Source organism: Myxacorys chilensis (assembly GCF_059505265.1).
In genome coordinates this window covers 48972-62360 of the sequence record NZ_JCACKG010000191.1, presented here as the reverse complement: position 1 = coordinate 62360, position 13389 = coordinate 48972, and the positions used below count along the sequence as shown (strand labels likewise).

At 48.9% G+C, this 13389-nt stretch carries 12 protein-coding genes and 1 riboswitch; of the genes, 11 read left to right on the top strand and 1 reads right to left on the bottom strand.

Translation table 11 applies throughout. The features are described from left to right. Positions 1–127: 127 nt before the first annotated feature. The 7 genes from AC5JLB_RS17340 to AC5JLB_RS17310 all read left to right on the top strand — a co-directional run bounded on the left by AC5JLB_RS17340 (position 128) and on the right by AC5JLB_RS17310 (position 8694). Positions 128–1561 carry an HlyD family secretion protein gene (locus AC5JLB_RS17340; RefSeq protein ID WP_495875076.1) on the top strand — a complete coding sequence of 478 codons (1434 nt, stop codon included), beginning with the start codon at positions 128–130 and terminating at the stop codon, positions 1559–1561. Positions 1562–1744: 183 nt separating this feature from the next. Next, complete coding sequence (locus tag AC5JLB_RS17335) at positions 1745–3043, top strand: MFS transporter (RefSeq protein WP_495875075.1); 1299 nt, start codon at positions 1745–1747, stop codon at positions 3041–3043. Positions 3044–3053: 10 nt separating this feature from the next. Beyond that, entirely contained in the window at positions 3054–4625 is a 1572-nt protein-coding gene (locus AC5JLB_RS17330) for a DHA2 family efflux MFS transporter permease subunit (protein WP_495875074.1), read from the top strand. Positions 4626–4934: 309 nt separating this feature from the next. Continuing rightward, positions 4935–5894: a hypothetical protein gene (locus tag AC5JLB_RS17325; protein ID WP_495875073.1), complete on the top strand. Its 960-nt coding sequence runs from the start codon at positions 4935–4937 to the stop codon at positions 5892–5894. A gap of 36 nt (positions 5895–5930) precedes the next feature. Then, a complete protein-coding gene (locus AC5JLB_RS17320) occupies positions 5931–6713 on the top strand; it encodes an RDD family protein (RefSeq protein WP_495875072.1) in 783 nt (260 codons plus the stop codon). A 114-nt stretch (positions 6714–6827) separates the two neighbouring features. After that, positions 6828–7724 carry an SAM-dependent methyltransferase gene (locus tag AC5JLB_RS17315; protein WP_495875071.1) on the top strand — a complete coding sequence of 299 codons (897 nt, stop codon included), beginning with the start codon at positions 6828–6830 and terminating at the stop codon, positions 7722–7724. Positions 7725–7874: 150 nt separating this feature from the next. Continuing rightward, positions 7875–8033: riboswitch (cobalamin riboswitch) on the top strand. 22 nt (positions 8034–8055) lie between these two features. Continuing rightward, entirely contained in the window at positions 8056–8694 is a 639-nt protein-coding gene (locus tag AC5JLB_RS17310) for a HupE/UreJ family protein (protein ID WP_495875070.1), read from the top strand. A 41-nt stretch (positions 8695–8735) separates the two neighbouring features. Here the strand turns inward: AC5JLB_RS17310 and AC5JLB_RS17305 are convergent, their stop codons facing one another. Then, positions 8736–9062 (bottom strand): hypothetical protein, encoded by a 327-nt coding sequence (locus AC5JLB_RS17305; protein WP_495875069.1) that lies wholly within the window; start codon positions 9060–9062, stop codon positions 8736–8738. A gap of 286 nt (positions 9063–9348) precedes the next feature. On the opposite strand from AC5JLB_RS17305, the gene AC5JLB_RS17300 reads away from it, so the two are divergent. The 4 genes from AC5JLB_RS17300 (at position 9349) to AC5JLB_RS17285 (ending at position 13380) form a co-directional block, all read left to right on the top strand. After that, positions 9349–9789: a hypothetical protein gene (locus AC5JLB_RS17300; RefSeq protein WP_495875068.1), complete on the top strand. Its 441-nt coding sequence runs from the start codon at positions 9349–9351 to the stop codon at positions 9787–9789. Between the two features lie 64 nt (positions 9790–9853). After that, positions 9854–11182 (top strand): S-layer homology domain-containing protein, encoded by a 1329-nt coding sequence (locus AC5JLB_RS17295; protein WP_495875067.1) that lies wholly within the window; start codon positions 9854–9856, stop codon positions 11180–11182. 134 nt (positions 11183–11316) lie between these two features. Then, entirely contained in the window at positions 11317–12264 is a 948-nt protein-coding gene (gene hpsE / locus AC5JLB_RS17290; protein ID WP_495875066.1) for a hormogonium polysaccharide biosynthesis glycosyltransferase HpsE, read from the top strand. Between the two features lie 12 nt (positions 12265–12276). After that, a complete protein-coding gene (locus AC5JLB_RS17285) occupies positions 12277–13380 on the top strand; it encodes a glycosyltransferase family 4 protein (protein ID WP_495875065.1) in 1104 nt (367 codons plus the stop codon). The last annotated feature ends 9 nt before the right edge of the window (positions 13381–13389 follow it).

The following is a 13389-nucleotide window of genomic DNA, read 5'->3' as shown; positions in this document are numbered from 1 at the left end:
AAAGGGATGATATTATGTTTGCAGTTAGATATTTAGTGTTCTAAATAAATTTGTTTTAAGTAAGTTTATACACGGTTGATATTTCTTCTGTCCTTTGTCCTTTTTGATCCCATCGTTTTACTAAAGTATGAACACCACATCTTTCGACGATCGCGATTTTGACAGCAACTCCGACCATCAGACCCGCAACGGCCACAAGTCAGCAGGTTATGCTCAACCGCCGCGTGATGCTTTAGAGCTTCGCGAAACCAATCGGGTTGAGGTGACGACAACAAAGCCGCCCGAACCCAAAACTGAACCCACTGCCGATAGCTTGCCAAAAGAGCGCTTGACCACCCGCAAAAAGCCGATTAAGAAGATTTTGGCCGGGGCAGGGATTGGAGGCGCGATTGTAGCGGGTGCGTTTGGGTATAACTGGTGGCAATACGCTTCTGTTCACCAATCGACCGACAACGCTACAGTCACTGGCAACATTCACCAGATCGGCTCTCGGATTGCAGGCACAGTCGACCAAGTGTTGGTGAGCGATAACCAAGAGGTGCAAGCAGGTCAGCCCTTGATCAAGCTCGATTCACGCGATTTGCAAGTCAAGCTTGCTCAAGCTCAAGCCGAATTAACGGCGGCTCAGAGCAAAGCAAATACGGCTCAGGTCAATATTGATTTGGCGGCGAAAAATGCTCAAGCCGCGAATACTCAGGCTCAAGGCGGCATTGGCACAGCTCAAGCCGCGATCGCACAAGCACAAGCTCAGGTGTCTGAAGCGCAAGCGGGCGTTCCTCGCGCCCAAGCCGAACTTGCCCAAGCGGAAGCAAATTTGCGGAAAGCCCAAACTGACTACACGCGATTCCAAAGCTTGTTTGGCTCTGGAGCGGTTGCCCGTCGAGAACTTGATGCGGCGCGGCAAGCGTATGATGTAGCTCGCGCCCAGCGGGATGCTGCCTCCGAGGGAATTCGCCAAGCCCAAGCCAAAGTCGCTCAAGCCCAACAAGGCGTGGCAACGGCTCAAGCGGGACTAGAGTCCTCTCAAGGTGAAGTGCAGCAAGCCCAAGCTAAAGGCGTTCAGACGGATGCAAGTCGGAGCGAGTTTCAAACATCGCAAGCTGCTATCAAGCAGGCACAAGTCGCGCTCAAGAATGCCAAGCTTCAGCTTTCATATGTCAACATTACTGCACCTGTCAGCGGTCGAATTGGTCGCAAAACGGTAGAAGTCGGTCAGCAAGTGCAGCCAGGAACTCCGCTAATGGCGATCGTAGACAATCAGTACTGGGTGACAGCAAACTTTAAAGAGACGCAACTTGAGAAGATGCATCCGGGGCAAGCAGTGGAGATCAAGCTAGACTCGTTCCCTAGCCACGAATTTACGGGCCATATCGACAGCTTATCGCCTGCTTCAGGAGCACAATTTGCCCTCTTACCTCCTGACAATGCGACGGGCAACTTCACCAAGGTCGTGCAGCGGATTCCGGTGAAGGTAGTGTTTGATAGCAACAGCATTCATGGGTATGAGCAGGCTATTACTCCTGGTATGTCAGCAGAAGTAACGGTTGAGACAGGGAAATAGTAGGGGGTTGAGAGGGGAGACCATCAATCCTCTCTAGGGACGGATACATTCTTCATTGGTTTTGAGGTTCTATTTGTCCTAGCGCATCCTCTTCCTCAGATCAAAATTGCGATTCCTTGCGGATTTTGCGACTCAAACCTCCCCGCAATTCTGAGGTATTCTCTCTTCAACCGATCTTCGACTATGAACTCTCAGAGCCAGCTAACTTCCGTCCTTCGAGCCTTTCAATCGCGTAACTATCGTCTCTTCTTTGCAGGGCAAGGACTGTCTCTGATTGGAACGTGGATGACCCAGACGGCGGTTATTTGGTTGGTCTACAGCTTAACCAACTCGGCGTTGCTTTTAGGAGTGGTTGGGTTTGCTCAACAAGCGCCAAATTTTTTGCTCAGCCCAATCGCTGGGGTACTTGTCGATCGCTGGAATCGCCATCATGTGCTGATTGCCACCCAAGCGTTATCGCTACTGCAATCGCTGGGATTAACGGTACTCGCCATCACAGGCACAATTGATATTTGGCACATTGTCCTGCTGAGCGTTTTTCAAGGAGTCGTGAACGCGATCGATGTTCCAGCGCGGCAGGCGTTTGTGGTCGAACTCGTTGAGCGGCGAGAGAATTTAGGCAACGCGATCGCGCTTAATTCTTCCATGTTTAGCGCAGCAAGATTGGTAGGCCCAGCGATCGCAGGGTTGCTCATTGCGGCGGTGGGAGTTGGAACCTGCTTTCTGATCGATACAGTGAGCTATGTAGCGGTGATTATTGGCTTGCTGGCAATGCGATTGCGATCGCGGCGAGGGGCTGCATCCAACAAAGCCAACGATACAGTTATGCAACGCCTGAAAGAAGGCTTTCAGTATGCGTTTGGGTTTCCGCCAATTCGCGCGATTCTGCTGCTGATTGCCTTGGTTAGCTTAGCGGGAATGCCATACACAGTTCTTGCCCCAATTTTTGCAACCCAGATTTTGCATGGCGGGGCTGAGACATTGGGCTTTCTAATGGCCGCCTCTGGACTGGGGGCACTTTGTTCGGCAGTTTACCTCAGTTCTCGTCGAAGTGTTGTAGGACTCGGCAAAATCATTACTATCGCTCCGGCTATTTTTGGCGTCGCGCTGATGGTGTTTTCTCAGTCACAATCGCTGCTGATTTCACTCCCTGCAATGTTTGTTTTAGGCGGAAGTTTAATTTTGCAGTCTACTTCTAGCAATACGGTGCTGCAAACCATTGTGGAAGACGATAAGCGGGGGCGAGTCATGAGTTTCTATTCGATCGCCTTTATTGGCATGGTGACGTTTGGAAACCTTTTGGCAGGCAGTTTAGCAAGTCGCATTGGTGCGCCCAACACGCTGTTGCTCGGCGGAGGGGTATGTATTGTAGGTTCGCTCATTTTCGGTCGCCAACTTCCCGCCTTGCGTCAACTCGTTCTGCCGATCTACTCCCGTCTTGGGCTACTCGATCCGCCAGAACCGTATCCGCCTCATTCTTAGAGGGCATCTTATGACTACTGTTGCTCACCCCCAGCCGAGCGATCGTGTTTCTTTCAAAACTTGGGTTGGCGTGTTTGGCACCGTCCTAGGTGCATTCATGGCAGTGCTTGACATTCAAATTACCAACTCTTCGCTTCAAGATATTCAAGCGGCACTGGGAGCCACGTTAGAAGAAGGATCGTGGATCTCGACCTCTTATTTGGTGGCTGAAATTATCGTCATTCCGTTGACTGGATGGCTATCTCAAGTCTTCTCGACGCGGCGCTACATCCTCGTCAACGCTAGCTTTTTTATCCTATTTTCAATTCTGTGCGCCTTTGCCTGGAACTTGCCCTCGATGATCGTGTTTCGGGCGTTGCAAGGCTTTACAGGCGGCATCTTGATTCCGATGGCGTTTAACGTGTTGCTGACCACGCTTCCTCCCGCGAAACAACCCATCGGCATGGCCCTATTTGGCATCACCGCCACCTTCGCTCCCTCGATCGGCCCGACGTTAGGCGGTTGGTTAACCGAAAATTTTAGCTGGCATTATGTGTTTTACATCAACGTAGTGCCAGGACTGATGTTATTGGCGGCAGTTGCGTACGCGCTTGATGCCCGTCCGATGCGATTGGAGTTGCTCAAAGATGGCGATTGGTTTGGCATCTTAGCCATGGCGATTGGGCTAGGATCGCTGCAAGTCGTGTTGGAAGAAGGGAGCCGCAAGGATTGGTTTAGCTCGGCTTTGGTCATGCGGCTAACAGCGCTAGCCGTGATTTTCCTCACAATTTTCTTCTGGATCGAACTGACTCGAAAGAAGCCGTTCATCAACTTAAGACTGATGAAAGAACGGAACTTTGGGCTTGCCAGCATTGTGAACGTGGCGTTAGGAGTAGGGCTATATGGCTCGGTTTACGTCATGCCGCTCTATCTCGGACAAATTCAGGGCTATAACGCGATGCAGATCGGAGAAGTCCTGATGTGGGTTGGGTTTCCCCAGCTATTGATCATTCCGTTTGTACCAAAGTTAATGCAGCGCATCGATATCCGGTTAATTATTGGAGTCGGGGTGAGTTTATTTGCGGTCAGTTGTTTTATGAATTCGACCCTGACGAACCTGACCGGACTCGATCAATTACGCTGGTCGCAACTCGTGCGGGCAGCCGGGCAACCGTTAATCATGGTTCCGCTTTCGTCGGTCGCTACAGCGAACTTACCGCCCTCTCAAGCAGGGTCGGCATCGGGATTATTTAATATGATGCGGAATTTAGGCGGCTCGTTTGGCATTGCCGCGATCGCAACGCTGCTGACTCAACGGGAACAGTTTCATTCCAATCGCCTCTCTGAAAATCTATCGGTCTTTAATCCGGCGACGCAAGAACGCCTCAATCAGGCGACGCAGTATTTCATCAGTCGCGGATCTGATTTAGCCACCGCCCAAAGTCAAGCGATCGCGTCTCTCGGCAACATTGTTCGTCGCGAAGCCTATGTGCAGGCATTCAATGATTGCTTCTATTTCATTGGGTTCTCACTGCTGCTGAGTGGTCTAGCGATTCTCTTTTTCAAAAAGATCAAAGCGTCTGGCATGAGTGCAGGGCATTAAAACTGGCCAGAGGTAAGCAGAATACTGCATAGGTGTAGCGATTAGGATAGCGTTCAAAATGTAGAGAAGTAGAACTTCCTGCGGATAGTTTTCCCTGCCACCTGTGTGCATCTTCTCAAGTCGAGGCGCTGATTTGGCCACCGCCCAAAGTCAAGCGATCGCCCAATGAAATTTCAAATATGGCGCTACATGCCCTTCTGGAGCAACTTTCTCCGAATTACAAATTACAATCTACAATCTACTCGTTAGCTTGCCTCAAATAGCGTCAACTTTAAGTTCATCCGATCTTTAACTACAGCGGCGGTGATCATGACGAATTCAAGCCCGATGAGACCGATGAGCGTTGGTAACGTCGTCAGCGCTGGGTTTCGGCTCTACAGTTCCCACCTCAAGCCCTACCTTAGCATCTCAGTCAAAGCGACCCTTTGGGCAATGTTGCCGTGGGTCACGCTGCTGATCTTGCTCACCGCCGCCTTCGTACCCCTCGCCCTAAGCCAAGGTCAAAATTTTGTTTCGCTCATTTTGCTGCTGCTGATCCTTCCTTGGATTGGGTTAGCAGTCTATTGCGGAGCACGATCAAGCCTCAACTCTGCGCTCATTGCTCGCCTCGCCTATGGCGAACTGAGCGGACAGCCTGAAGACAGCCGAACCGCGCTTCGACAGATAAGACCCCGGATGTGGAGCTTTTTGCTCGTCCACATTGCGGTCGGGTGCGTGATGTTTGGCATTAATTTTGGCCTGTCGATCGCGCAAAACCTACTGATCATCATTCCAGCGATCGCGCTTCGAGACTACCCAGGGGTATCTGCCATCTTCGCAGTCTTAGTCTCGCTGGCCAGCCTAGCGATATATTTTTGGTTCTGGGCGCACTTCTACATTCCAGAAGTGGCGATCGCGATGGAAGGTGACACCAACGCCTTTGATATGATTGGACGAAGCTGGAACCTTTCAAAAGGGTCAGCCCACCGAATTTTAATTATTCTGACGATCGCAACGTTGGTCACTCTGCCCTTGTATGGGTTGGCCGCTATCCCAGTTGTACCCACACTCATTGGTACAGCCAGTTTAATTCGGGCTCAAGATGCTTCCGCAATTGGGTGGTTTGTGTTGGCTTGCTTAGCAGGAATTCTTCTCTTCCTATTAGTGGGTCTGTTCACACTTCCGTTTTGGCAAACGCTCAAAGCTGTGGTTTATTATGATCTTCGCACTCGTCGAGAAGGCGTTGACCTCGAATTTCGCAATTCTACAAACGATACATCCCGCAATTAGTGCAAGGCGAAACTCCGCCACAACCGCTCATCCTTTATGCCGTTATTCAATCAAGTCAAAGTCCGCACTCCCGAAAGCGTTGACCTCGAATTTACGCTAGCTGGCGTTGGCAATCGTGCGATCGCGCTGTTGATCGATTATGCCGTTTGGGGTTCGCTGCTGATTGCCGTGATCCTTTTGTGGGGTCTGTTCGCCTACAATCTGCCAATTTATTTTCGGGGGTTGGCCGACGCTGACACTTTAGAATTGTGGTTAGCCGCTTTGTCGTGGCTCCTATATTTTGCAGTATACACAGGCTATTTCGTAGGCTTTGAGACGCTGTGGCAAGGACAAACGCCGGGTAAACGATATACCAAAATTCGCGTGATTCGCGAGAATGGTCAATCGGTCGGACTCGCGCAAGCTGCCCTGCGATCGCTGCTCCGACCAATTGACGATTTTCTCTCGATCGGACTGCTGCTCATCTTATTCACAAAACGAGAGAAGCGTCTGGGAGATTGGGTCGCCGGAACATTGGTGGTTCAAGAAGAAACGGTAATCACATCTGCCAATTTTACTCTTCTACCCGACGCGCAACCATTAGCTGAGCAGCTACTAGAAACTACCAACATTGGCGCATTGCTACCTGACGATTTTGCCGTTATTCGGGAATATCTCCAGCGCCGCACCTTAATGGAGCCAAAAGCTAAAAGTCAATTGGGACTTCAGTTAGCAAGACAAGCGAGAACATTGATTGGATTGCATGATTTGCCATTTGAGATGACACCAGACTTATTTTTAGAAGCGATGTATCTAGCGTATCAACAGCAATCCGTATAGTGGAAATACAATGCTCGAAATACAGTGCTTAAAATTGCATAATCTCCGTATTAGGGCAGATGAGCGCAAGCGGCATTTTGAGCTAGTAGAAGAATGCTGTTGTGAGGAGAAGCGATGCGATCAACTCGACCGAGTTCCAAATTGCTAAAATTAGTCGGCTTAAGTGCCGCTGCCCTATCCTTTTCTGTTGGTCTATCTACAACGATCGCGCAAACACCTCCTACACCTCTTCCGATCAAGCCTGATGTCCCCTATGTTCCCACGCCTCAGAATGTAGTCGATGCCATGCTAAAACTCGCCAACGTCACCTCAAATGATGTGGTGTATGATTTGGGTTCTGGCGATGGCAGATTAGTGCTGACCGCTGTGCAGCAGTTTGGCGCAACAGGCGTTGGCGTTGAAATCAATCCAGGATTAGTGCAGCGGAGTCAGGCGAGTGCGGCGAAGCTCGGAATTAGCACACGCGCAATATTTCTTCAGCAAGACCTTTTTCAAACCGACTTTCGCAACGCTTCAGTCGTGACCCTTTATCTTCTACCCAAAATCAATGTCCAACTCCGTCCCAAATTGCTCAGTGACCTAAAACCAGGGTCGCGCGTCGTGTCTCACGCGTTTGGCATGGGGGACTGGAAGCCCGATCGCACCATTTTGGTCAATGATGGGGGACGTCCCCGCAGCATTTACTATTGGGTTGTTCCAGCCAACGTCAGCGGCAATTGGAGCGGAACTATGACAACAAAAGCTGGACAAAAACTTCCTTACACGGTTCAAGTCAATCAAGCTTTTCAAGCCGTCAGAGCCACGGTAGAAGTGGGAGGACAAACCATTAGCTTGCCGCAGGTTCAATTAGTCGGCGATCGCATTAGTTTACAACAAAGTCAAAAGTTTAATAATCAAGACGTTAACATTCAATTTAATGGCAAGATTGACGGAAATACGCTGCAAGGAGTAGCAGAGATAAAAACACCAACGGCAACAGAACAATACAATCTAAGCGCAAAGCGGAGCTAAATATAGATTTTGGATCGCGCCGTAAAGTAGAAGTATCTTTTATTCCGCTGATGAGGAACACATTCTTGTATTTGCGATCGCTCAATTCTTGCGATCGCATTTATTTACAAGTGGGCGGCTGAGATCATGATAGACTGACCTCTCGCATCCTTAAATTTGCAACAAAGCGGTTCTGGTGGAAAGCAGCCATCAGAAGTAAAGGGGAAAGTGCAGTGTGAGTCTGCCGCTGTCCCGCAACTGTGAGTCAAAGTAGGAGTTAAGATTCCAACGTTGATCAGTCAGAATACCCGCCGCTTTGAGTTCACATCCTTTACTCATCTGCGAGGTATAGATGAATCAACAGAAATTAAATCCAGTCGCTATTGTTCGAGTTAGCATCCTTGCAGGATGCGGCTGGTTAGCGACGCTTCAGCCAGCCGCAGCCCACCATTTGATGGGTGGCAAAATGCCATCTAACGGCTGGGAAGGATTTCTGTCAGGACTGGGACATCCAATCATCGGATTAGATCATTTAGCGTCTATAGTTGCAGTCGGATTATTATCTGCGCTCTATTCTCGCGGATGGCGTCTTCCTATTTTTTTCCTAGTTTCTGCAATGATCGGCACAGGTACTCATCTTCTGAAGCTAAATTTGCCTGCGCCAGAAAGCGTAATTGCTCTTTCGGTCATTGCATTCGGAGTGATTTTAGTGTTGGGTAAGCAACTCAGTTTTGCTAGTTTAGCGAGCCTATTTGCGATCGCAGGACTGTTTCATGGCTATGCTTACGGCGAATCGATTTTTGGTGCAGAACCTTCGCCGTTAGTTGCTTACCTGATCGGATTTACCGTAATTCAAGCTGCGATCGCGCTTCTCGCTTACAAGCTGAGTTCTGGGTCGGGCCAAAAAGCATCTGCCTTAAATCGCTCCTTTGGCTTGATTGCCTGCATCGTCGGAGCTATCTTTCTAGCAACTTCGCTTCACTTTGCCTAATCACATTCGCTTAATTTCGATTCGATGACCTAGAGAGGAGATCACACAGACCGATCTCCTCTTTTATGTTTGGCTTCAACCTGATCAGGAAACGTTCGTCCTTGCTGTCTCAATTCCTTATCCAGATAAATCCAGTAGAGAATCTCTTCAGCACGATTTCGCTCTTGGTCGATTGTCCTAAGATGATGCTGCACCGCTTCGTATTGCTCTGGCGTAGACTGCTGAAATGTTTGCTCAAACCGAGTTCGGTGTCGTTCTTGAATCAAGCGGAACAGAAAGGCATACTCATTGCGATCGGGATCTTCTAGCATCCAGTGATCATCAATCACCTGCAAAAGCTCTTTTCTGGAAACGTATTGTCCGTTCACCTCAACCTTGCCTAGCTCAAATTGTTATGAAATTCCCACGCAGTCTAGCAGCATTTTACCCACTTATTTTTTTAGGTTAGCAATTTTATATTGCCAAACTGTAGGCTAAGCTGCTATTCAGCGATTCATGAACCAAAACGTAGCTTTATTTGATCCCCTTTTTTATCTGAAATGCGAGATTTTTTAATATAGAGAATTGCAAAATTAAAAGCGCATTTTAAGCGGGATCTAGTAACTTAGGAAATCTAGGATACAACTAGAATCTAAGTTTGACTGTATAGCAAAAATGAAAATTCATCTTGAGCGCACCTTAGCGACTTGCCCTAAAAAACTACTATGTACAGCTTGCGGTCAACTCTTTGAAGCAGGAAAACTCCGCGCTCTTCTCTACAGCGATCGCGGACTGCTGCAAGGAGATGTTTGTCACGACTGTATTAAACTTAAACCCTCCGAAATTCGGAACCAGATGCGCGATCGCGCCAGCCTTCTCCTCCAGCAACCTTGCGAGCCAGATTGCAGACCGACTGCCCATGAACGCGCTTTAGAACTTTTAGAAGTCGCCCAGGAAGAGGTTAAATTTCCCACGTTCTACCACTGGTGGTTCAAAAAACTTACGGTAATTTCAGAAGAATCTCAAGAACTAGAAGCGGCTCGGCTGGGATTAAAGGGCTGCTATGGCGAAGAGCGATCGCGTCTGCAAAAAATGCTAGAAGACGATCGCGAGTAGGGGTGTCCGACAGAGCCGCTTTATCTGCGCTAGGGTGGAAGTAATTTTTCTAAGGTTGGTCGGTGTGCCCGTGTTACTTCAACGAATCTCCACAGAGCTTGGTTTAATTGCCGTCTTGCTCATGCCTTTAGCAAGCTGCTCCGGTCCAGCAGGCAAGTCCCTTCAAGATACCTTTGCTGCTGATCCTCGACTCAACAGCAGCCCTAGCCCGCTTGATGCAAGCAACTCGCAGCCCGCTCCAGCGTCGCAGGTTCAGCTTCCGCCCAAGTTTCCTGCCGAGGTTCCGACTTATCCCAACGCAACATTGGTTGAAGCCACTTCGACGGGCGAGCTTCCCCGCGAACAAAGTGCTGAGTTACTGACGCGATGGACAACAGAAGATAGCAGCGATCGCGTCAGCACCTTTTACCGCGATCAACTCCAGAAAAATGGCTGGAAGCTGAATCAGCAATCCACAGAGCAAAATCAAGGCAACTTTGAGGCAAGTCGGGGCGGGCTTCAAATTGCGGTCGGAGTGCAGCCAAACGCTCCAGCAGGAACCAGGATTAGCCTTGAAACTAAACCTTCTGACGCCCAAGCCGCTCAGTCCCCTGCATCCTCAAATCCTCAACCCGGCGATCCTGAGTTTGTAGGCCCGATTCCACCAGACAGCACTGCGTCATCAGCCCCGTCTGCCTCGCCCAACAGCACCCAAACTGAGGCGTTTGCTGATTTAAACAAAGCGCCTCAACAGTTGCGTTCCTACATCAGCGATCTTGCGCAGCTTGGAGTTCTCACGCCGTCTAATTCATCTAATTCAAAAGAGAAGAATTCTGCCAAAACGTTCGAGCCAAATAAGACCATCACGCGTGGAGAGTATGCACGCTGGCTCGTCGCGACGAACAATCGAGTCTATGCCGATCGTCCAGCTAGGCAAATTCGGCTCGGCGTTGAAACTGCCCAGCCTGCATTCCGAGATGTTTCTGCTAAAAATCCGAATTTTGCGGCGATTCAAGGACTCGCAGAAGCCGGATTGATTCCGAGTTCTCTCTCAGGTGATAATACTGCCGCCTTATTTCGTCCCAATGCCGCGCTTAGCCGCGAAGAGTTAATTCTCTGGAAAATTCCAGTTGATATGAGACAGGCACTGCCAACCGCTACCCTGGATGCAGTCAAACAGACGTGGGGATTTCAAGATGCAGGGCGAATTGACTCTAGAGCTTTGCGAGCTGTATTAGCCGACTACCAAAACGGGGATCAAGCCAACATTCGCAGAGCCTTCGGCTACACGACCCTATTTCAACCTAAGCGCCCAGTCACACGGGCAGAAGCGGCGGCGGTGCTGTGGTATTTCGGCTTTCAGGGAGACGGCGTCTCTGCGCAAGACGTGCTGAAAGGAAACTCAAAAGCCTAAAGAGAAATAGGTGGAGAATAGATGTCGTTGTTTCTAAAGGGTTGCATTGGTGAACACTGACAGAAGCATCCTCTCGCAACAAGCACTTCAACCAGCACTTGTGCGGGCTATGCTTTTGTTCCTTCACCTACTCCATGATGGATCTAAGTGTTGCAATCTGTACCTACAATGGTGAATCTCGAATTGGCAAAGTGTTGGACTGCCTCCGATCGCAGGTTACTCCAGCCTCGATGTCTTGGGAAGTGATTGTTGTCGATAACAACAGCACTGATGGTACGAAGCAAGTGATTGAAGCACGTCAACGTCAGTGGCAGCACTCTCCTCTAAGGTACGTATTTGAGCCAGAGCAGGGATTAGCACTGGCACGATCGCGAGCAGTTCAAGCGGCGTCTGGAACATTTGTCTGTTTTCTTGATGACGACACTCTACCCGCCGAGGATTGGGTTGCTCAAGCGTACCAATTTGGAAACAGTCATCCTAAAATTGGGGCATTTGGAGGACAAATTCACGGAGACTATGAGGTTGAACCGCCACCTGAGATTAAGAAAATCGCCGTCTTTTTAGCTGTGATCGAGCGAGGCTCGAAGCCGTATCGCTACGAACCCCAGACACGGATGCTGCCTCCCGGAGCGGGGCTGGTGATTCGGCGTCAGGCTTGGCTAGAGGCAGTTCCAGCAAAGCCCATTTTGTTAGGTCGAGTAGCAGGCGTGATGCTGGCAAGTGAGGATATTGAAGCCTTAGCTCACATTCAGCAGGCGGGCTGGGAGATCTGGTATAACCCTGAAATGCACCTCTATCATCAGATTCCAAGATGGCGCTTGGAGAAAGATTACTTGTTTTCTCTGATTCGAGGCATTGGGTTTGCCCGAACTCATATTCGGATGGTGCGGCTCCATGCATGGCAACGCCCTTTATTTTTGCCGCTTTATTTAGTTAATGATCTCAAAAGAGTTATTTTGCATGTAGTCAAGTACCGCACCTTGATTCAAACGGATTTGGCGATCGGGTGTGAGATGCAGTTGTTAGTCAGCAGTTTACTGAGTCCATTCTATTTGTGGCTCCATGCACTCCGGTTGAAGTGAGATCTGCAATGAATGAAATTATTAATTCAACACACGCACCATGATGGAGAAATTGCGGGTGTTTTAACCTACATTCGGTCGATTGAACCCGCATTAAATCTGCGGGGCATAGAAACGCAAGTGGTTTCGACCAAAACCGCGCCAATCTGGCAATGGATCAGCGCGATCGCAGCCGCTGATCTGATTCATATGAATTCTAATCATTTAGGCTTTGCTTTGCTATGCAAGCTATTTGGCAAGAAAATTATTATCAAATATCATTACTTATTCTATTCATCCATCCATTTTGATTATGAAAAGATGCCGTTCTTAAAACGGCTCAAAACAGAACTAATTCAGTCTTTACCCAAAGTAAACTATCCTCTCAAGTGGAAACTCTATACGATTATTAAATGGGCAAGATTTGTAGTTCGGTTTCTAACAGCATTGTTAGCAGATCGCCATACCGCTTGTAGCCAGTTTCTTGCAGAATCGCATAGCTTTCCTTGGACTGTTTCGACGTTATTTAATCCAATTTCCGTTCCGTCAGACCAGTCTATTAAAACAATAGATTGCATGGTTCACCCCTATACCTTCACTTACGTAGGTCGAGTGTATAGTGACAAAGGAGTTGATCTATTGATTAAATCAGCCAAGCTTCTGCAAGAGTGGGGCTACCAGTTTCAAGTGTGGATTATCGGCGATGGAACTTCTAGCGATCAGATGAAATCATTAGCGGATGAATTATTGGTTCGTGATCGCATCGAGTTTTTAGGCAGCCGTGATCGTCAGGAGATTCTTCATCTAGTTCGATCCTCTTTAGCGCTCGTTGTTCCGTCTCGCTGGCAAGAGCCTGCGGGCTATGTCACGTTAGAAGCATCGAGTGTTCAAACATGTTCGATCGTGGCAAAGGTTGGAGGTTTACCCGAAATGGCAAGCCCATATAATCTGATGTTTGAACGAGAAGATATTGAAGGATTAGCAAGGGCAATGAAAGCGTGTCTAGACAACCCAACTGAGGCAATCGAACGAGGGCGAAACGCAAATCAATACGTAATAGATCACTTCTCATCCGATCAAATCACGGCTCAACTCCTCGAACTTTGCTATGAGTTAACCCCTTTCGTGACTCATTAATTTCTATCA

What these genes read in the sequence shown, in the direction of transcription:
- AC5JLB_RS17300 (WP_495875068.1), top strand. Translation starts at nt 9,349, where the DNA reads ATGAAAATTCATCTTGAGCGCACCTTAGCGACTTGCCCTAAAAAACTA.
- AC5JLB_RS17285 (WP_495875065.1), top strand. Translation starts at nt 12,277, where the DNA reads ATGAAATTATTAATTCAACACACGCACCATGATGGAGAAATTGCGGGT.
- AC5JLB_RS17330 (WP_495875074.1), top strand. Translation starts at nt 3,054, where the DNA reads ATGACTACTGTTGCTCACCCCCAGCCGAGCGATCGTGTTTCTTTCAAA.
- AC5JLB_RS17325 (WP_495875073.1), top strand. Translation starts at nt 4,935, where the DNA reads ATGACGAATTCAAGCCCGATGAGACCGATGAGCGTTGGTAACGTCGTC.
- hpsE (WP_495875066.1), top strand. Translation starts at nt 11,317, where the DNA reads ATGATGGATCTAAGTGTTGCAATCTGTACCTACAATGGTGAATCTCGA.
- AC5JLB_RS17315 (WP_495875071.1), top strand. Translation starts at nt 6,828, where the DNA reads ATGCGATCAACTCGACCGAGTTCCAAATTGCTAAAATTAGTCGGCTTA.
- AC5JLB_RS17310 (WP_495875070.1), top strand. Translation starts at nt 8,056, where the DNA reads ATGAATCAACAGAAATTAAATCCAGTCGCTATTGTTCGAGTTAGCATC.
- AC5JLB_RS17320 (WP_495875072.1), top strand. Translation starts at nt 5,931, where the DNA reads ATGCCGTTATTCAATCAAGTCAAAGTCCGCACTCCCGAAAGCGTTGAC.
- AC5JLB_RS17340 (WP_495875076.1), top strand. Translation starts at nt 128, where the DNA reads ATGAACACCACATCTTTCGACGATCGCGATTTTGACAGCAACTCCGAC.
- AC5JLB_RS17335 (WP_495875075.1), top strand. Translation starts at nt 1,745, where the DNA reads ATGAACTCTCAGAGCCAGCTAACTTCCGTCCTTCGAGCCTTTCAATCG.